At 39.6% G+C, this 19,598-nt stretch carries 16 protein-coding genes and 1 tRNA gene; 6 read left to right on the forward strand and 11 right to left on the reverse strand.

Annotation, left to right across the window (positions count from 1 at the left end):
* The first annotated feature begins 195 nt into the window (after nucleotides 1–195).
* Complete coding sequence (locus tag L4F92_RS06805; protein ID WP_250363154.1) at nucleotides 196–1,218, forward strand: branched-chain amino acid aminotransferase; 1,023 nt, start codon at nucleotides 196–198, stop codon at nucleotides 1,216–1,218.
* Nucleotides 1,219–1,271: 53 nt separating this feature from the next.
* Here L4F92_RS06805 and truB read toward each other — a convergent pair whose 3' ends face one another.
* From truB to L4F92_RS06845, 8 genes are all read right to left on the reverse strand, one after another.
* Nucleotides 1,272–2,198 (reverse strand): tRNA pseudouridine(55) synthase TruB, encoded by a 927-nt coding sequence (truB, locus tag L4F92_RS06810; protein WP_250363155.1) that lies wholly within the window; start codon nucleotides 2,196–2,198, stop codon nucleotides 1,272–1,274.
* Nucleotides 2,191–2,607: a 30S ribosome-binding factor RbfA gene (gene rbfA / locus L4F92_RS06815; RefSeq protein WP_250363156.1), complete on the reverse strand. Its 417-nt coding sequence runs from the start codon at nucleotides 2,605–2,607 to the stop codon at nucleotides 2,191–2,193. The genes truB and rbfA overlap by 8 nt, the downstream gene beginning before the upstream one ends.
* A 128-nt stretch (nucleotides 2,608–2,735) precedes the next feature.
* Nucleotides 2,736–5,279, reverse strand: coding sequence for a translation initiation factor IF-2 (gene infB, locus L4F92_RS06820; protein WP_250363157.1), 2,544 nt, complete (start codon nucleotides 5,277–5,279; stop codon nucleotides 2,736–2,738).
* 17 nt (nucleotides 5,280–5,296) lie between these two features.
* Nucleotides 5,297–6,784, reverse strand: a complete 1,488-nt coding sequence (gene nusA / locus L4F92_RS06825; protein ID WP_250350480.1) for a transcription termination factor NusA — start codon at nucleotides 6,782–6,784, stop codon at nucleotides 5,297–5,299.
* 24 nt (nucleotides 6,785–6,808) lie between these two features.
* Entirely contained in the window at nucleotides 6,809–7,264 is a 456-nt protein-coding gene (rimP, locus tag L4F92_RS06830; RefSeq protein ID WP_250350481.1) for a ribosome maturation factor RimP, read from the reverse strand.
* A gap of 121 nt (nucleotides 7,265–7,385) precedes the next feature.
* Nucleotides 7,386–7,462, reverse strand: a tRNA-Met gene (locus L4F92_RS06835).
* An 81-nt stretch (nucleotides 7,463–7,543) separates the two neighbouring features.
* A complete protein-coding gene (locus L4F92_RS06840; protein WP_250363158.1) occupies nucleotides 7,544–8,269 on the reverse strand; it encodes a protein kinase family protein in 726 nt (241 codons plus the stop codon).
* Nucleotides 8,270–8,296: 27 nt separating this feature from the next.
* Nucleotides 8,297–9,739, reverse strand: a complete 1,443-nt coding sequence (locus L4F92_RS06845) for an alanine/glycine:cation symporter family protein (RefSeq protein WP_250363159.1) — start codon at nucleotides 9,737–9,739, stop codon at nucleotides 8,297–8,299.
* Between the two features lie 414 nt (nucleotides 9,740–10,153).
* On the opposite strand from L4F92_RS06845, the gene L4F92_RS06850 reads away from it, so the two are divergent.
* The 3 genes from L4F92_RS06850 (at nucleotide 10,154) to L4F92_RS06860 (ending at nucleotide 14,304) form a co-directional block, all read left to right on the forward strand.
* The gene (locus tag L4F92_RS06850) at nucleotides 10,154–10,957 is read left to right on the forward strand and encodes a gluconate 5-dehydrogenase (protein WP_250363160.1); all 804 of its coding nucleotides are present in this window, start codon (nucleotides 10,154–10,156) and stop codon (nucleotides 10,955–10,957) included.
* Nucleotides 10,958–11,245: 288 nt separating this feature from the next.
* Entirely contained in the window at nucleotides 11,246–12,457 is a 1,212-nt protein-coding gene (locus tag L4F92_RS06855; RefSeq protein WP_250350485.1) for an aromatic amino acid transport family protein, read from the forward strand.
* A 188-nt stretch (nucleotides 12,458–12,645) separates the two neighbouring features.
* Nucleotides 12,646–14,304: a bifunctional metallophosphatase/5'-nucleotidase gene (locus L4F92_RS06860; protein ID WP_250363161.1), complete on the forward strand. Its 1,659-nt coding sequence runs from the start codon at nucleotides 12,646–12,648 to the stop codon at nucleotides 14,302–14,304.
* Nucleotides 14,305–14,390: 86 nt separating this feature from the next.
* On the opposite strand, the gene aqpZ is transcribed toward L4F92_RS06860, so the two are convergent.
* Together aqpZ and L4F92_RS06870 are read right to left on the reverse strand one after the other, a co-directional pair.
* Nucleotides 14,391–15,080 (reverse strand): aquaporin Z, encoded by a 690-nt coding sequence (aqpZ, locus tag L4F92_RS06865; RefSeq protein ID WP_250363162.1) that lies wholly within the window; start codon nucleotides 15,078–15,080, stop codon nucleotides 14,391–14,393.
* A 325-nt stretch (nucleotides 15,081–15,405) separates the two neighbouring features.
* Complete coding sequence (locus L4F92_RS06870) at nucleotides 15,406–15,627, reverse strand: hypothetical protein (protein WP_250363163.1); 222 nt, start codon at nucleotides 15,625–15,627, stop codon at nucleotides 15,406–15,408.
* Between the two features lie 363 nt (nucleotides 15,628–15,990).
* On the opposite strand from L4F92_RS06870, the gene L4F92_RS06875 reads away from it, so the two are divergent.
* Nucleotides 15,991–18,225, forward strand: a complete 2,235-nt coding sequence (locus L4F92_RS06875) for a nitric-oxide reductase large subunit (RefSeq protein WP_250364573.1) — start codon at nucleotides 15,991–15,993, stop codon at nucleotides 18,223–18,225.
* Nucleotides 18,226–18,422: 197 nt separating this feature from the next.
* Here L4F92_RS06875 and L4F92_RS06880 read toward each other — a convergent pair whose 3' ends face one another.
* Entirely contained in the window at nucleotides 18,423–19,049 is a 627-nt protein-coding gene (locus tag L4F92_RS06880; protein WP_250363164.1) for an NAD(P)-dependent oxidoreductase, read from the reverse strand.
* A gap of 150 nt (nucleotides 19,050–19,199) precedes the next feature.
* Between L4F92_RS06880 and L4F92_RS06885 the strand changes: the two genes are divergently transcribed.
* Nucleotides 19,200–19,538, forward strand: coding sequence for a winged helix-turn-helix transcriptional regulator (locus L4F92_RS06885; RefSeq protein ID WP_250350490.1), 339 nt, complete (start codon nucleotides 19,200–19,202; stop codon nucleotides 19,536–19,538).
* Nucleotides 19,539–19,598 lie beyond the last annotated feature (60 nt).

The following is a 19,598-nucleotide window of genomic DNA, read 5'->3' on the forward strand; positions in this document are numbered from 1 at the left end:
TTTTTATGTGCGAGATCCTACCACAGTTTCACTTTTCCTCGAAATAGATTTCCTTGTTAGCCGTACAGAAGACATCGTATTTTTTCTAAGAAAAAATAAATTCAAAAATAACCGCACTTTTATTGTTGCAAGTTTTAAATAATGGTGTAGATTAAAACCATTCTGTTGTAACAACATCATTAATAAGGAAATAAAATGACACTAAAAAACATTGACTGGCAAAATCTTGGTTTTGGCTATATCAAAACAGATTATCGTTATATTGCTCACTGGAAAGACGGAGAATGGTCTAAAGGGGAACTCACCCAAGATAATGTGCTTCATATTAGCGAGGGATCAACCGCATTACATTATGGACAACAATGCTTTGAGGGGTTAAAAGCATATCGCTGTAAAGATGGCTCAATTAATCTTTTCCGTCCAGATCAAAATGCCTTAAGAATGCAAAAAAGTTGCCAACGTTTACTCATGCCTGAAGTCCCTGTTGAAATGTTTATTGATGCCTGTAAACAAGTTGTCAAAGCGAATCAATCTTGGCTTGCCCCTTACGGCACAGGAGCAACACTTTACTTACGTCCATTTGTGATTGGCGTGGGAGATAATGTAGGCGTAACCCCTGCAAAAGAATACATCTTTTCTATTTTCTGTTGTCCTGTCGGTGCCTATTTCAAAGGTGGAATGAAACCGACTAATTTTATTGTTTCTGGCTACGATCGTGCAGCCCCACAAGGTACTGGCGCGGCTAAAGTGGGTGGAAACTATGCAGCAAGCCTTTATCCGGGCAAATTAGCCAAACAGCGTAACTTTAGTGACTGTATTTATCTTGATCCCGCCACTCACACTAAAATTGAAGAAGTGGGTTCAGCAAATTTCTTTGGTATCACGAAAGATAATAAGTTTATTACCCCGCTTTCCCCATCAATTTTACCAAGTATCACGAAATATTCTCTGCTCTATTTGGCAAAAGAACGTCTTGGCTTAGACACCCTTGAAGGGGATATTTATATTAATGAATTAGACCAATTCAAAGAAGCTGGGGCTTGTGGAACAGCGGCAGTGATTACGCCAATTGGCGGAATTCAATATGGCGATAACTTCCACGTTTTCTATTCAGAAACAGAAGTTGGCGAAATCACCCAACGTCTTTATAACGAACTGACCGGCATTCAATTTGGTGATATTGAAGCGCCTGAAGGTTGGATTGTTAAAGTGGAATAATTTTCCAAATAAAATCAAGACAAATAAAAAAGGGGCGTTTGCCCCTTTAATCTTTATAATAAATCTAATGCGACCATTCGGCTTGGTCGGATAACGTTATTTTTATCCACTTCTGCCACACCTAAAAACTGATGTTTATCAGAAAATAACCGCACCTGTCCGTAAATCTGTTGGAGATTATCAAACTTCACACGTTGCCCAAAGCCTACGGCTCGGCTTTGCTCAGCAGTTAAAAGCAAAGCGGGTAAGGATTTCACCGCACTGTCGATAGGTAATAAATGCTGATCTAGCAAACTTAAATCCTGCTGTTCGCTTAAGGCGTCAAGATCTTCTAAGCGCATCATCGCTTGCTGCGGATAATCCGCCACCGCAAGGCGGCGAAGCATCGTTACGTGTGCGCCACAACCTAACACTTCACCTAAATCATCAACTAAAGTGCGAATATAAGTGCCTTTAGAACAATGTACTTCCAGCGTTAAATAAGGAGCTTGGTAATCAATAAATTTCAGTTCAAAAATGGTGATGGGACGTGGTTCACGTTCCACGGTAATGCCTGCTCGCGCATATTCATATAGCGGTTTCCCTTGATGTTTCAAGGCTGAAAACATTGTCGGCACTTGCATAATCTCGCCACGAAATTGATCAAGTGCGGTCAAAATTTCTGAGATTTCCACCCGCACTTCTCGATGTTGCACCACTTGTCCATCTGCATCAGAGGTATCTGTACGTTCCCCCAATTTCGCCGTGACCAAATAACGCTTATCAGAATCAAGCAAATATTGCGAAAACTTGGTCGCCTCACCTAAACAAATGGGCAACATCCCCGTAGCGAGGGGATCTAACGCCCCTGTATGCCCTGCCTTATTTGCCTGAAAAAGCCATTTCACTTGTTGCATAATTTGGTTAGAACTTGCCCCTTGTGGCTTATCTAACAAAAAAATTCCGTGAATGTGGCGACCTTTATTTTTTGCTCTACTCATTATTTTTGTCGGCATCTTCTTGGTTATGCGGTTCTGGCTGGTGGCGTTTTTGATCATCACGAATCACTTCACTCACCAAGTTAGACATTCTCATTCCTTCGACCAAAGATTGATCATAAATAAAACGTAACTCAGGAACGATCCGTAAACGCATCGCTTTCGCCAATAATGAACGGATATAAGGTGCAGCTTTTTCTAACCCTTTCATTCCACTTTCAATAATACTTTCATCTTGATCAAATAAAAAGGTTACAAAAACTTTTGCATAAGCCAAATCGCGCGATACTTCTACATCAGAAACGGTAACCATTCCAATACGAGGATCTTTGACTTCACGCTGTAAAATGACTGCAATTTCTTTTTGTAATTCCTGTGCTACGCGATCTGAGCGTTTAAATTCTCTTGTCATTTCCTTTTCCTATAAATAAAAAGAGGATAATGCTTGCCTCGCTTAAGGTGTAACCTATGACGAAAAGCCTATCCCATTTATTGTGTTAAGTAAAAGTGCGGATAAAAACACCCGCACTTTCTCATTCATTAAATTGAGCGTTTAATTTCAACCACTTCAAAGACTTCAATTTGGTCGCCAACTTTCACATCGTTGTAGTTTTTCACGCCAATACCACATTCCATTCCATTACGCACTTCTGCGACGTCATCTTTGAAACGGCGGAGAGATTCCAATTCCCCTTCAAAGATCACCACGTTATCACGTAATACACGGATTGGATTATTACGTTTCACCACACCTTCGGTAACCATACAACCTGCGATTGCACCAAATTTCGGATGGCGGAATACATCACGCACTTCTGCAAGACCGATAATTTCTTGCTTAAATTCAGGCTGTAACATACCGCTCATTGCTGCTTTGATTTCGTTAAGTAGTTCATAAATGATTGAATAATAACGCAAATCAATATTTTCATTTTCAATGATACGGCGTGCTGACGCATCGGCACGAACGTTAAAACCAACAATAATCGCATTAGATGCCGCAGCTAAAGTTGCATCGGTTTCGGTAATTCCGCCCACGCCAGAGCCAACGACATTCACTTTCACTTCTGCGGTTGAAAGCTCTTGCAAGGCTTGAACGATCGCTTCTACCGAACCTTGAACGTCTGCTTTGACAATAACGTTCAATTCTGCCACATCGCCTTCTGCCATATTGCTGAACATATTTTCCAACTTCGCTTTTTGCTGACGGGCTAATTTCACTTCGCGGAATTTACCTTGACGATATAATGCCACCTCACGGGCTTTTTTCTCATCACGTACCACAGTGGCTTCATCACCCGCAGATGGCACACCAGATAAGCCTAATACTTCTACTGGAATTGATGGGCCTGCTTCTGAAATGTCTTTACCATTTTCATCTCGCATTGCACGTACACGGCCATATTCAAAACCACAAAGCACAATATCACCACGGCGTAATGTTCCTGATTGAACTAAGATGGTTGCGACTGGACCACGACCTTTATCAAGATATGATTCAATCACCACCCCAGTTGCCATTCCATCTTTCACGGCACTGAGTTCTAACACTTCAGATTGTAATAAGATGGCTTCAAGTAATTCATCCACCCCTGTTCCTTTTTTCGCAGAAACATAAACAAACTGGGTATCGCCACCAAATTTTTCTGCAATTACTTCGTGTTGCAATAACTCTTGTTCCACGCGATCTGGGTTTGCTTCAGGCTTATCAATTTTGTTCACCGCCACAACGATTGGCACACCGGCTGCTTTTGCATGTTGGATTGCTTCAATGGTTTGTGGCATCACGCCATCATCTGCGGCAACTACAAGCACGACGATATCCGTTGCTTTTGCACCACGCGCACGCATTGAGGTAAAGGCGGCGTGTCCCGGGGTATCAAGGAAAGTGATCATTTTGCCATCATCTGTTTCAACGTGGTAAGCACCAATGTGTTGGGTAATCCCACCCGCCTCGCCAGCTGCCACTTTGGCTTTACGAATGTAGTCAAGTAAGGAAGTTTTACCGTGATCAACGTGTCCCATAATAGTTACCACTGGCGCACGATTTACTTTTTCAGCATTCACATCACGATCGCCTAATACAGATTCTTCTAGCTCATTTTCTTTGCGTAGGATCACTTTGTGTCCCATTTCTTCGGCTACAAGCTGTGCTGTTTCTTGATCGATCACTTGGTTAATGGTAACCATTTCGCCCATTTTCATCATTGTTTTGATGATTTCAGTGGCTTTCACTGCCATTTTGTTCGCAAGTTCCGCGACGGTAATGGTTTCCCCAATCACCACATCACGGTTTACTGGTGCTGCGGGCTTGGTGAAGCCTTGTTGTAAGCTACTACCTTTTTTGCCTTGCTTACCTTTCGCGCCTTTGCCACCTTTAATGTCTTTTTGATTACGACGATTTGATTCACGCTCATTTTTGTTGTTGTCGTCTTCACGTCCGCCTTTTTTCGCTTTGACAACTTTATTTTTACCACGACCACGATTTTCATTGCGGCGCTCTTCTTCGTCTTCTGCTTCGCGCGCATAGCTTGAAGTCAGATGATAATCTGAATAATCTTCAGAAATTTCATTTTTTTCATCCGCACTTGCTAAATCCGCATAGCGTTTCGCTTCTTCTGCCGCTTTACGGGCTTGCTCTTCTGCTTTTTGACGTGCTAATTCATCCGCTTTACGGCGAAGCTCTGCTTCTTCGGCTTTAAGACGTTCTTTTTCTTCATTAATTGCTTTATTCGCGCTGTCTTTTGCGGTTTTATCCGCATTTTCTTTTGCTTTTTGTTCAGCCTGACGTTTTTCCTGCTCTGCTTTTTCCGCTTCTTTTTTCGCTTTTTCAGCTTCTTTCTGTGCTTTTTCTGCGGCTGCTTTCTCTTCAGCCGCTTTCTTCTCAGCTTCTTGTTTTGCTTTTAAGCGAGCCTCTTCTTCCGCACGAATTGCAGCTTCTGTTGGAACAGTGCGTTTTTTGCGTACCTCTACTTGTACTGTTTTATTTTTACCAGTACTTGTGGTGGTATTTGCCGTGGTTTTAGTACGGCGTTGTATGCTTAATTTTTTCGGTGCATCCGATTTTTTGACTTCATCTACCATAGTTTTTACACCCTTCTTTATTCTTCACTGAACCAACAAATATTACGTGCCGCCATAATTAAATCTGCGGCCTGTTCGGCACTTAATTCTTCAATATCGGCTAAATCATCCACACCTTGTTCCGCTAATTCTTCTAAGGTCGTGATTTGTTTTTCTGCTAATTTGAACGCAAGATGGCGGTTCATTCCTTCAAGATTTAATAATTTATCTTCAATATGCGCTTGTTTTAACGCTTCTTCTTCCGCTAATGCCGCAGCAGTCAAGGCGTTTTTAGCTCGAGTTTGTAATTCCTCAACAAGATCTTCATCTTCTAACCCATCAATTGCTGTTAATTCATTAACTGGAACATAAGCAAGTTCTTCTAAGCTAGTGAACCCTTCTTCTACAAGGATTTGAGCAAATTCTTCATCAATTTCTAATGCCTCAATAAAGCGTTTAAGCACTTTATTATCTTCAGCTTGATGTTTTTCATTAAGCTCTTCTGTGGTCATTACATTTAATGTCCAACCTGTCAGTTGTTTGGCTAGACGTACATTTTGTCCATTACGTCCGATGGCTTGTGGCAAGTTTTCCGCTTCAACCGCAATATCCATAGAATGATTATCTTCATCAACAACAATAGACGTCACATCCGCCGGTGCCATTGCATTAATCACAAACTGAGCTGGATTGTCATCCCATAACACAATATCAACACGCTCTCCGCCTAATTCATTGGTAATTGCCTGCACGCGTGAACCGCGCATTCCGACACAAGCCCCAACAGGATCAATACGTTTATCATTGCTTTTTACAGCAATTTTAGCGCGCGAACCCGGATCACGTGCTGCACCTTTGATTTCAATCAGCTCTTCACCGATTTCAGGCACTTCAATGCGGAATAATTCAATAATCATTTCAGGTTTTGCACGGGTAACAAAAAGCTGTGCGCCTTTGCTTTCTGGGCTAACACGGTATAACACACCACGCACACGATCACCCGGGCGGAAATTCTCGCGCGGTAACATATCTTCACGCAAAATCACCGCTTCCGCTTGCTGACCTAAATCTAAAATAATATTTTCACGGTTTACTTTTTTCACCGTTCCCGTCACAATTTCGCCCTCATTAGAACGGAATTGCTCAACGATTTTGTTACGCTCCGCTTCACGGATTTTGCTACTAATCACTTGGCGTGCGGTTTGCATTGTAATACGGTCAAACGCCACAGATTCAATTTGATCTTCCACATAATCCCCAACCTGTACATTAGGATCATCAAATTGTGCCGCTTCAAGGGTGATTTCTTTTGTTGGATTGGTTACTTCATCCACCACTAACCAGCGACGGAATGTATCAAATTCACCCGTTTTTGGATCGATCACTACACGCACATCAATTTCTTGTTCATATTTTTTTCTCGTAGAGAGAGCAATCGCACTTTCTAAAGCTTCAAAAATTTTCTCACGAGGTAACAATTTTTCATTTGATACTGCTTCCGCAGCTAATAAAATCTCTTTACTCATTTTTTCTTTTCTTCCTATATAAACTTAAAATTTAGGTACCACATTGGCTTTTTGAATGTTACCAAATACCAATACTTGAGGCTGTCCATCAACCATTAACGTCAGCATATCATTTTCAATATGCGCTAATTTTCCTTGCCACTTACGGCGTTCTAATACAGGAATACGTAAATGCACGATAATCTCTTGATCAATAAAGCGAGCATATTGCGCTAAGGTAAATAATGGACGATCAAGCCCCGGTGAAGAGACTTCAAGGTTATATTTATCCGCAATCGGATCTTCCACATCTAAAATCGCGCTGACCTGACGGCTCACATCTGCACAATCATCAACGGTTACGCCACCTTCTTTATCAATATATAAACGCACGGTTAAAAATCTTCCCATACGCTGGCACTCAATTCCCCAAAGTTCACAGCCTAAATCCTGTACAGAATCCTTGAGTAAATCAGATAATTTTTCTTCTAATGTTGCCAATTAACGCCTCCTACACAAAATTAGGACGTAAAAAAAGGGCTATCAGCCCAGTTCTACATCTAAATTGCTCGTACAAAAAAACCCCAAAATTGGGGTTCTTTTTACTGAACTTTCTATGAATTGGTTGCGGGGGCTGGATTTGAACCAACGACCTTCGGGTTATGAGCCCGACGAGCTACCAAGCTGCTCCACCCCGCGTCCGAAATATGTGGCGTATTATACCTATAGAAAAACAAATAGCAAGGCTTTATCAAAAAAACTTGTAAAAAAGCACCGCACTTAGTTGTTTAAGGTGTTTTCAAATAAACGATAAATCGCAATAAGATCCATTCTTGCAATAGGCTTAAAAGGTAACAATAAATAATACAGCCAACGGTTTTTTCGCAAAAAAGAAACCGTTCGTTGCCAAATATCAGATTCACAGTATTGTTGATATTTCTCGATGGTTAAACGCATTTGCTCATCAGAAATGCTATCTGAACGCCCAAGACTGTGAATAAAAATAAGGCTATCTCGTACTTTTTGCCAATTTAAATTCGTCTGATTAGAACGGGATTCAAAATCAATAAACTGTACCTTACCTTCGTGCCACGCCATATCACGTAGCGCTGGGCGGCCGTGAACCAAACCTTTCTTATGCAAATCCGTTAAGGCTTTTACCCCATCTTCCAAAATAGCCAGCTTCTGCATTGAACTGAGATCGGGTTTATCCACCCAATAGCTGATGGTTTTACCCGCATCTTTTAGTACTAAAAAATCTTCGCCAAATGCCATTAATTGTGGCACGGGTGCTTTTTTTTCAGCTAAAAACTGCAAGGTGCTCAATTCGTTTTGAAAAGCTTTTTTGGGTTGCGGTTTAAGTAAACGCCAGACACCTTTAAGTTGTTCAGGTTGTTTAAGCCAATAGCGCTGATTTTCATATTCAAAGCTAATAATTCGCTCACCTTTATGCTGTTTTAGCAAGGCTTGCACCTTTTCTTGAAATTCAATGTGTTGTGCTGACATCAAACAACCTCATACTTACATCAATAATTATTTCCAAACATCCGGATTTACGCCACGTTTAAGAAGCGCGGGATGTTCTTCAATTTTAAATTCTGGCTCACGAATGCCTGCTTTAATTTGGCGTTGATAATCTTTTAATAATGTCCAAACAATCGGGGAAAGCAACACGATAGACACCAAGTTAATTAATGCCATCACGGCCATTACCGTATCGGCGAAGCTCCATACCACATTCCCTGAATTCACTGCACCAAAGTACACGAAAAATAACACCACTAAGCGGAAAAGAAACACCACTACAGGGCGATTTTTGAGGAAACGGATATTACTTTCTGCATAGGCATAGTTACCAATAATAGAAGAAAATGCAAATAGCAATAAGATAAAAGCAAGGAAATGCAAACCAAATTCACCCACGTGATATTGTAAAGCCTTTTGCGTAAGAGAAATACTTTTCAGCGTTTCACCACCGTAATTGTCTGATAGCAAAATGATGATAGCCGTACAAGAACATACAATAATGGTATCAACAAACACGCCAAGCATTTGAATTAACCCTTGGCTCACCGGGTGTTTAACATCCGCAGTGGCCGCCGCATTTGGGGCCGATCCCATACCTGCTTCGTTAGAAAATAAACCACGTTTAATTCCCATTAGCATTGCTTTAGAGAAAATCGCCCCAAACATACCGCCAGCCATTGCATCAAAAGAGAAGGCACTATGCACAATGTTAGCAATCACAGTTGGGATCATTTCAATATGCATTCCCATAATGATTACTGCCATAATTAAATAGAACAGTGCCATTATCGGTACAATACGAGCCGATACTTTACCAATACGTTTCACCCCACCAAAAATAATTAAGGCGGTTAAAATCACCAAGCCAATTCCTACGTAATTTGGATTCCATTTCCACGCATTACCTGTTGCTTCAACAATGGCATTAGATTGCACCGCATTAAAGGCAAAACCAAAGGTAAAGATTAACGCAATGGCAAAGCACGCTGCCAGCCAGCGAGATTTTAAGCCTTGCACAATATAATAAGCAGGTCCACCGCGGCTCACCCCATCTTTATCTTTTAATTTATATAATTGAGCAAGAGACGACTCTGCCACTGCACTGGACATACCAATCAACGCCGTTACCCACATCCAGAACACCGCGCCTTCACCACCAATCGCAATTGCTGTGGCAACACCGCCAATATTCCCTACACCCACACGGCTCGCTAGCCCTGTTGCAAAGGCTTGAAAGGGTGTTAAAGAATCCCCCGTAGAAGCACGCCCAAACCACATTTCACGTAAACTCTGTGGAAATAAACGTAATTGCACCAACCCTGTCGTCACGGTAAAGAAAATGCCGACACTTAAAAGGGTAATTACGGTAATATCCCAAAGAGGGCCATCAAATGTTTCGACAAACCACGTTAAGGCGTGTTCCACGTTGCTGATAATTTGCTCAATCATAATTTCTCCTCATAATGAAAGACTGCATTCTAATAGATTTTATATAAAGAGAGAACAATTAGGATAAAAAAGAGAATAAAAAATTAAAAAATCCTCTATTTTTAAAAACTTTTAAAAAAATTACCGCACTTTATTATTCAACATTTAATTCACTGACTAAAAAGAGTGAGGAGAGATTAAACAAAAAATAGAGTTCAAAAATAAAATCGCTGATTATTTACTCAAATTTTTCATCAAAAACCTCATAAGGCATAAAAATTCGGTGCAATTCACAAAAATGTGAACTACATCACATTCTATTTCTCATAATTCGCTATAATAAAATTGAAATAATGGTTTAATAATTTTAAAATTACAAAGTCTAAATAATAAATTTCAATGACAACCTCATTTTAAGGAGTTTAAGGAGCAACTATGTCAAATATTTTAGAGCAATTCTCATTAAAAGGTAAAATCGCCTTAGTTACAGGGGCATCATACGGTATCGGCTTTGCTATCGCATCAGCACTCAGTCAGGCAGGTGCAAAAATTGTATTCAATGATGTAAACGAAGAAAACCTAAAAAAAGGTCTCGCTGCCTATAAAGAAGCAGGCATTGACGCACAGGGTTATTTATTTGATGTAACAGACGAAAATGCGGTAAAAGAACACGTCGCTAAAATTGAAAATGAAGTGGGCGTGATTGATATTTTAGTAAACAATGCGGGGATTATCCAACGTATCCCAATGCTAGAAACCAGCGCAGCAGACTACCGTAAAATTATCGACATCGATTTGACTGGCCCATTCATTATGTCAAAAGCCGTATTACCTTCAATGATTAAAAAAGGACACGGTAAAATCATCAACATCTGCTCAATGATGAGTGAATTAGGCCGTGAAACTGTGGTGGGTTATGCCTCTGCCAAAGGCGGATTAAAAATGCTCACCAAAAACATCTGTTCAGAATTTGGTGAAGCAAATATTCAATGTAACGGGATCGGCCCGGGTTATATCGCCACACCACAAACAGCACCATTACGCGAAAGACAACCTGACGGCTCACGCCACCCATTCGATCAATTTATCATCGCTAAAACACCTGCTGCTCGCTGGGGAACGCCAGAAGATCTCGCAGGTGCAGCAGTATTCTTGTCTTCTGATGCCTCAAACTTCATCAATGGTCATATTTTATACGTTGATGGCGGTATCTTGGCATATATTGGTAAACAGCCGTAAGACTTGCTGCTTAGTTTTGGTTGAATGTAGAAGATCGGAAGTGATCTTCTACATTTTATAATGTAACAAAAGGAAATAACGCATTCAGTAAGCCCCCATTGTTAAATACAAAGAAAAAACAATTTGACACGGAAAGATATTTTCCTACCTCTTCTCAATATTACATTAGCAATTCCCTCACAGCTCACTTGTAAAGAAATAAAAACACTATGTAAAAATATAATTACATTTCAATAAAAATACGATAAAATCTACCGCACTTTTACTAAACTTAATCAGGAAAATATCATGAAAAATAAGACTTTTGGCAGTGCCTTACTTGTCGCTGGAACGACAATAGGTGCAGGAATGCTAGCAATGCCTCTCACCTCGGCGGAGATGGGCTTTAGTTATACCCTTGCATTATTATTCGCACTTTGGATTTTACTTTCTTACAGCGCATTATTATTTGTTGAAGTGTATCAAAAAGCGGAACGCAAAGATGCAGGGATCGCCACACTGGCTGAGCAATATTTCGGTATCGCTGGGCGTGTACTTGCCACTCTTTCCCTTGTTATTTTTATGTATGCTATTCTTTCCGCTTATGTTACAGGCGGTGGTTCATTACTTGCTGGGCTAATGCCATTTTTAGGGGATAACGCCACTTCTGTATCCATCGTTTTATTTACGCTGGTATTAGGTGTCTTTATCGTGATTAGTACAGGCGCGGTTGATGCGCTAACACGCTTACTCTTCTTAATTAAACTTGCGGCATTTTTACTTGTATTAGGTATGATGTTACCGCTAGTTACAACGGATAACTTGCTTGCAATGCCATTAAAAGATTTCTTAATCATTTCTGCAAGCCCTGTATTTTTCACCTCATTTGGTTTCCACGTGATTATTCCAAGCATAAACAAATACTTAGATGGTGATATTCGCCGTTTACGTATTGCCATTATTGGAGGGACAGCAATCCCATTAGTGGCTTATATTTTGTGGCAAATGGCAACGCACGGCGTTTTTCCACAATCTGAATTTGTGCAAATTGTAAATAATGATCCGACATTAAATGGGTTAATCAATGCCACCTTCCAAGCGACGGGGAGTTCATTAATTAGCGGTGCGGTAAGAACATTCTCAACCCTTGCATTAGTTACCTCTTTCCTTGGCGTGGCATTATCACTGTTTGACTGCTTAGACGATTTATTAAAACGTGTAAACATCAAAGCAAATCGCATCCAACTTGGTTTACTGACTTTTATTCCACCACTTGCTTTTGCTTTATTCTATCCAGATGGCTTTATTGCGGCCTTAGGTTATGCAGGACAAATGTTTACTTTCTATGGTTTAGTGTTACCCGTTGGAATGGCTTGGCAAGCACGGAAACGCTATCCTGATATGCCATACCGTGTACTAGGTGGAAATATAAGCTTATTTATTGCCTTGTTATTAGGATTATTAATTATGAATGTCCCATTTTTAATCCAAGCGGGTTATTTACCGAAAGTGATTGGTTAATTTAACCGAAAATTTTATCTAAGCCGATCATAAGATCGGCTTTTCCTTAAAAGTAGCGACTGACTTTCACACGAGCAATCCCCTCCAAACTTTGTCCTTACCAACTAATAAAATATTTAACCTATTGATAATCTTCTATGTTTTTGCCAAAATTTAGTCAGCTTTTATTCATATTACTAGGAGACACGATGAAAAAACTTCTCACCACTATTCTTACTCTTTCTTCTATAAGTATTGCTGTTGCGAAAGAGGTAAATATCAAAATTTTAGGTACTTCAGACGTACATGGTAGAGTTGTACCTTGGAGTTATGGCGCAGATATTGCCGACTATTCAGGTTCTTATGCTCAAATTTCCACTTATGTAAATGAAGTCCGCAAAAAAAATCCTAATGTTGTTCTGGTAGATATTGGTGATGCGATTCAAGATAATCAAGTAGAAGTATTCGCAAAAACACCTGAGTATTATAAAAATCATCCTATTCCTAAAATACTTAATCAAATGAAATATGATATTTTCATTCTAGGCAATCACGAATTCAATTTTGGTATGACCGCATTAGATGAAATCCTAAAAGATATAAGGGCGCAAAAGCTAACGGCAAATTTTTACTATAAAAATGGTCGCCGTTATCTTACACCAACGACGATAATTGAAAAAGATGGGGTAAAAATAGGTGTAATTGGATTGACTACGCCAATGTCTGCCACTTTTGAGCTAGACACAGGCTATCTCGATCAAATGATTTTTACTTCCCCAATTGAAGAAACCAAAAAACAAATTACCCAATTAAAACAGAAAGGGGTTGATGCGATTGTGGTTTTAGCTCATATGGGCATTGAAAATGAAAATAACATTCCAGATACGGGAGTTGCTGATCTTGTCAATGCAGTAGATGGCATTGATGTGATTATTGCAGGACATATGCATAAAAATATTCCTCACGTAACTATTAAGGATACATTGATTACAGAACCTCATCGTTATGGCACTGTCGTTTCAGAAGTAGATCTTACCTTTGACATTAAGAACGCTCACGTAAAGCTGATAAATAAAACAGCAAAAACAGTGCCAGTAAAAGATTTCCAAGCTGATGAAAATATTATTAAAATTTATCAACCTTACCACGATGAATTACGCCGTTTAAATAATGTGATTATTGGTCAAACAGAAAATACCATGGTACCTCAAGGTGAAAATTATGGCGTCTCTTTTGCTTTTTCTCAAGATACGGGGTTATCTTCTTTTATCCACGATGTAGAACAATATTATAGCCAAGCGGATGTTGTTTCCTTTGCTTTTGATCATCAGAAAGTTCGCCTAGAAAAAGGAGATATTAAGAAAAAAGACATTATTTACAATTATCGCTATGCTGGCGGCGATGTTAGCGTTTATGAGATGACAGGAAAACAACTCAAACAATATATGGAATGGTCTGCAGATTATTTTGATACCCTTGAACCGGGTGATAAAATCTATCGCTATAATACCAAACGAGCTAAATCTAAATACGTTACTTTTGATTTATTTGGTGGCGTAAATTATCAAATTGATTTGCGTAACCAGCAAGGTCATAAAATTGTAAACCTTCGTTTGGCTGATGGTCGTCCAGTGACTGATGAAATGAAACTTAAAGTGGGAATGAATTCTTATCGTTTTGGACAATTAATCAAAAAAGGCGGAATTTTTGAAGGACAACAAATTCCATTATTATGGGAATCTAAAGTGGCATTAGGACAGGAAAATGGCACAATTCAAAATATGATGATGAATTATATCCGCGAAGTGAAACAAGGAAAAATTGAAGGAAAAAGCCACAATCGTTGGAAAATTATTGGATTAGACTAAAATACAAAATATAAAGTGCGGTTAAAATTTTCCAACTTTTGAGTAAAAATAAAAGGCGGCCAATTCTAGCCGCCTAAGTTTGTGAGTTACTCTTGTTCTAATAATGTACGATAAATTACACCACCAATAATTCCACCTACGATAGGCGCAAGCCAGAATACCCATAGCTGCTCAATAGCCCAAGTGCCTTGGAATAACGCTACTGCAGTAGAACGCGCAGGATTTACCGATGTGTTGGACACAGGAATACAAACCAAGTGGATAATTGTGAGGGCTAAGCCAATTGCAATAGGTGCAAACCCCGCTGAAGCACGTTTATCTGTTGCGCCGTGAATCACAATTAAGAAAAATGCGGTTAAAACGATTTCCGCAAGAATAACTGCCGTTAAAGAATAACCACCGGGTGAATGTTCTCCAAAACCATTTGAAGCAAAGCCACTTGCTGTGACATCAAACCCAGCTTTACCTGAAGCTATCCCATAAAGTACCGCACCAGCACAAAGCCCGCCGATAACTTGAGCAATAATATAGCCAAATGCCTCTTTAGCGTGGAAACGTCCACCCGCCACTAAGCCTAATGTAACAGCTGGATTAAAATGTCCACCTGAAATATGCCCCACCGCAAATGCCATTGTTAAAACGGTGAGACCAAATGCCAATGCAACACCTGCAAAACCAATCCCAAGTTCAGGAAATGCCGCCGCCAACACAGCTGAGCCACAGCCTCCTAACACAAGCCAAAATGTTCCGAAAAATTCAGCAAACAGTTTTTTCATTTTTTGAGTCCTATAAGTTAAATTAAATAATAAAATAAGTAGGCATATCGCCTAACATTGGATTAGTCATAAAGAAAAATAAAAGGTTGCGTAAACTTATGTAAAAAAGGGCTTTACAATAAATTAAAATTTATTGACATATAATATTTTTTAAAGGGTAAAAACGAAGAGGTTAAACTTTATATAAATACAGGAAACGCAAGCCGACAATCTTCTAGGAGGCTTCCACCATAAACCAAATTAGTGGAGAGTAAATTCACGCTTCATTAGATTCTATAACAAAACTAAAAAAACCTGCTTACTTGCATAAACAGGTTTTTTATTCTTAGCTCACCACATAAGGAATGTTGGTGATGCCTGATTCTGCTAAAGCCGCGATAACATCTTGTGTCTCAACATTCTCACCGAAAACGGCAACAACTTCTGCTACATCTTCGCCTTTTTGTTTCGTTTCTTCTGCCGATACCGCACCGATATTTAATAGTTCAGAAACTAAATCGTGAGCGAAAATGCGGGTTGTTGTAAATGTAATCGTTAATGTACTCATAAACTTTTCCTTCTATAAATCAATATCAAAATAATGGTGTACTAGCCTAAAGATTGCTGTAACGCAGAAAATTTTAGCACTATTCTGAAAAAATGCGATGCAAAATCTTTCTTATCTCAATAAATGTCAAACTTGCCATAATGGAAGCCTGCTGTCAAAAAGTGGCTAATAAATTTTGATCTAAGACAAGAAAATCGCATTTAGATCACGCACACATAAAATAGTTGATAAAATTAGTCGGGTATTAATACGATATTTAAGGTTGAGTGTTATTTTTTGTAAAGAAATAACCATTTATCCTTAGCACACAATAGCAATGCGATTGCTATGGTTTATTCTATTTTTATGTATGGAGAATTGATTATGGGGCAATATAAAAAGCTCTGGTACACGTTGATCGTTGTGCTTATCGGAGCATTTTCTATTCTAGGTTATTTTGGGGTAGATATTTATCGGGAAGCGCCGCCTATTCCTGAAAAATACATCAATGCAAATGGTGAAACCCTAATTACTAAAAATGATATTTTGCAAGGTCAAACTGCTTGGCAAACGACTGGGGGAATGCAACTTGGCTCAATCTGGGGACACGGTGCATATCAAGCGCCTGATTGGACGGCTGACTGGTTACACCGTGAATTGACCAACTGGTTAGATATTACAGCACAAAAAGAATTTGGTAAAAATTTTGATCAATTAAATGACGATCAAAAAGCCATTTTACAAGCGCGTCTTACTCGTGAATATCGAGGCAGCAAAGTCGAAAATGGTGTTGTACAATTATCTGATACACGTCAGCAATCCATTGAAAAAACAGCACAATATTATATTTCGCTATATGGTGATGATCCGCAGTTCAAACTCACTCGCGATCATTTTGCGATGAAAGATAACACCTTGCCCGCATTAGTAGATCGTCAAGATTTAACAAAATTTTTCTTCTGGACAGCTTGGACTGCCTCGGCAAATCGTCCAAATACAGAGGCAACTTATACCAATAACTGGCCACACGAACCACTCATTAATAATGTGCCAACCGCAGAAAATATTATGTGGTCTATTGCCAGTGTTGTCTTCCTGATTTTAGGCATTGGTATGATGGTTTGGGTGTGGGCATTTAAGAAAAAAGAAGATGAGAAAGATCCAATTCCTGATGCCGTTGATCCGCTAACTAAAATTCAACTCACCCCTTCACAAAAAGCGCTTGGTAAATATTTATTTACGGTTGTGGCGTTATTTATTGCACAGGTTACGTTTGGGACTATCGTCGCACACTATACGGTTGAAGGTCAGGATTTTTATGGTATCCCATTATCAGATTACCTTCCTTATTCCCTCATTCGTACTTGGCACGTACAAAGTGCGTTGTTCTGGATTGCTATGGCATTTTTAGCGGGCGGATTATTCCTAGCTCCAATTATCAATGGCGGTAAAGATCCAAAATATCAAAAATTAGGCGTAGATATCCTCTTTTGGGCATTAGTGGTGTTGGTTGTCGGTTCCTTTACCGGAAGTTATTTAGCCATTGCACATCAAATTCCAAAAGAATTAAGCTTTATGTTCGGTCATCAAGGGTATGAATTTATTGACCTAGGACGTTTCTGGCAAGCGGTAAAATATGCCGGTATTTTGTTCTGGCTAGTGCTAATGCTACGTGGCACAATCAATGCGTTTAAACAGCCGGGAGATAAAAATTTACTCGCCTTGTTCTTTGCTTCTGTCATTGCAATCGGGCTATTCTATGGACCAGCCCTCTTTTACGGAGAACATACTCACTTATCTGTAATGGAATATTGGCGTTGGTGGGTTGTGCATCTTTGGGTGGAAGGCTTCTTTGAAGTATTCTCGGTTGCCGCACTATCCTTTATTTTTGTCAGTTTAGGGCTTGTTTCACGCCGCACAGCAACCGTTTCCACGATTGCTTCTGCCTCGATTTTCCTTATTGGTGGTATCCCCGGCACCTTCCATCATCTTTACTTTGCTGGAGCAACCACCCCTATTATTGCGGTAGGCGCTTCATTCTCTGCATTAGAAGTTGTTCCTTTAGTTTTACTCGGTTATGAGGCTTGGGAACATTGGTCTATGCAACAAAAAGCCCCTTGGATGGAACGTTTAAAATGGCCAATCTATTGCTTCGTAGCTGTTGCATTCTGGAATATGTTAGGGGCAGGTGTGTTTGGCTTCTTAATCAACCCACCTATCTCGCTTTACTATGTTCAAGGGTTAAACACCACCGCAGTACACGCACACGCCGCCTTATTTGGTGTTTATGGTTTCCTTGCCTTAGGATTTGTATTCTTAATCGTACGTTACTTACGCCCAACCCACCAATTTGATGATAAATTGATGAAATTTGGTTTCTGGAGTTTAAATCTGGGGTTAGTTGTAATGATTATCTCAAGCCTACTACCAATTGGTGTTATTCAAGCTCACGCTAATATGGTACACGGGTTATGGTATGCGCGTGGCGAAGCCTTTATGCAACAAGAACTTTTTGTTACCTTACGCTGGGTACGTATCGTAGGCGATGTTATCTTCGGCTTAGGGGCATTAGCTTTCTTCTGGCAAATGGTGAAAATGGTGTTTGCAAAACAAAAATAAGCCGCTAACCTCTTGCTGTTCCTCTGCTCATAAAGAGGAATGATGAGACTTCATCAAAAATCAAGTGCGGTCAAAAATTTTCATTTTTTTGACCGCACTTTCATTATATGCCATTGTTTGATATTAAAAGCACCGCTTTTTATAACGGCGCTGTTATCTTATTCTAAACTCAAATGACAAGATGATTGACTTATAAATTATGAAAAAACAGAAATACGCTGACGGATATGCTCCCCTTTTACTGCTTCATCAAGCATCGCAATGGCATAATCGGCATAGCTCACATAGCTTTCACCTTGTTCATTTAGCGTAAAAATTTCACCCGCTAAACGATAATGACCTGTTTTCTTGCCTTCAGGATCAAAAACCGCAGCTGGGCTAATGTATGTCCATTTCACATCATCACGTTTACGCAATTCCATTAACGCTTTTGCCATTGCTTGGGCTAACGATTTATATTCAACGGGGAAATCTGGCGTATCTACAAGTTGCACCGTTAAGCTATCATCAATATAAAGGCTACCAGCGCCACCCACAACGAGCAAACGAACATTTGTTCCTGCCAAAATATCACATAAATGGGCTAAAGAGCTGCTATGCTGTGGCAATGTTTCAGGTGTCCACGCGGCAAAGGCATCAATAACCACATCAAATCCTGCAAGATCTGCGTTGGTTAAATCAAACAAATCTTTTTTCAGTATATTTTGTGCGCTGCTGTGATTTTCATTGCGAACCACCGCAGTTACATCAAAACCGCGTGCTACCGCTTCTGCGACAATCAAACGCCCTGCTTTACCATTTGCGCCAATTACTGCTAGTTTCATTTTTCTTTCTCCTTGTTTAATGATAACTAAAAATAGTTCTGTTACGTTTTTATTGAGCGTGATAATATCTCTTTAGCAAATAAAAAGAAAGTAAGCACCCAAAAGTGCAGTAGTTACTTAAAGGAAACTTATATTGAAAAATAAGGAAAAATGTTGAAAGAAACAGATAAAAAATTACCCGATTGTGAAGTGGAAATCACATTAATGATGATGAGTGAACGTTGGCGTGTATTGATTATTCGTGAATTATTATCTGGCACAAAGCGTTTTGGTGAATTGAAAAAAACCTTAAACGGCATCTCACAAAAAGTGCTAACGGCTAATTTAAGGGCAATGGAAAGCCAAGGGTTATTAACGCGAAAAGTCTATGCGGAAGTGCCACCACGGGTGGAATATACTCTTACAGAAGACGGAATAAGCCTAAAAAGCGTGCTTGATGCAATGGCTATATGGGGAGAGAGTTATCGGCAAAAATATAAAAATAGATAAAATCTCAAAAAAAAACCACCGCACTAAGTAAAATGCTTAAAGGTGCGGTGATTTTTGCTG

Origin of the sequence: Avibacterium sp. 21-595 (genome assembly GCF_023611905.1) — a bacterium.
In the GTDB taxonomy this organism is placed as follows: Bacteria; Pseudomonadota; Gammaproteobacteria; order Enterobacterales; family Pasteurellaceae; genus Avibacterium.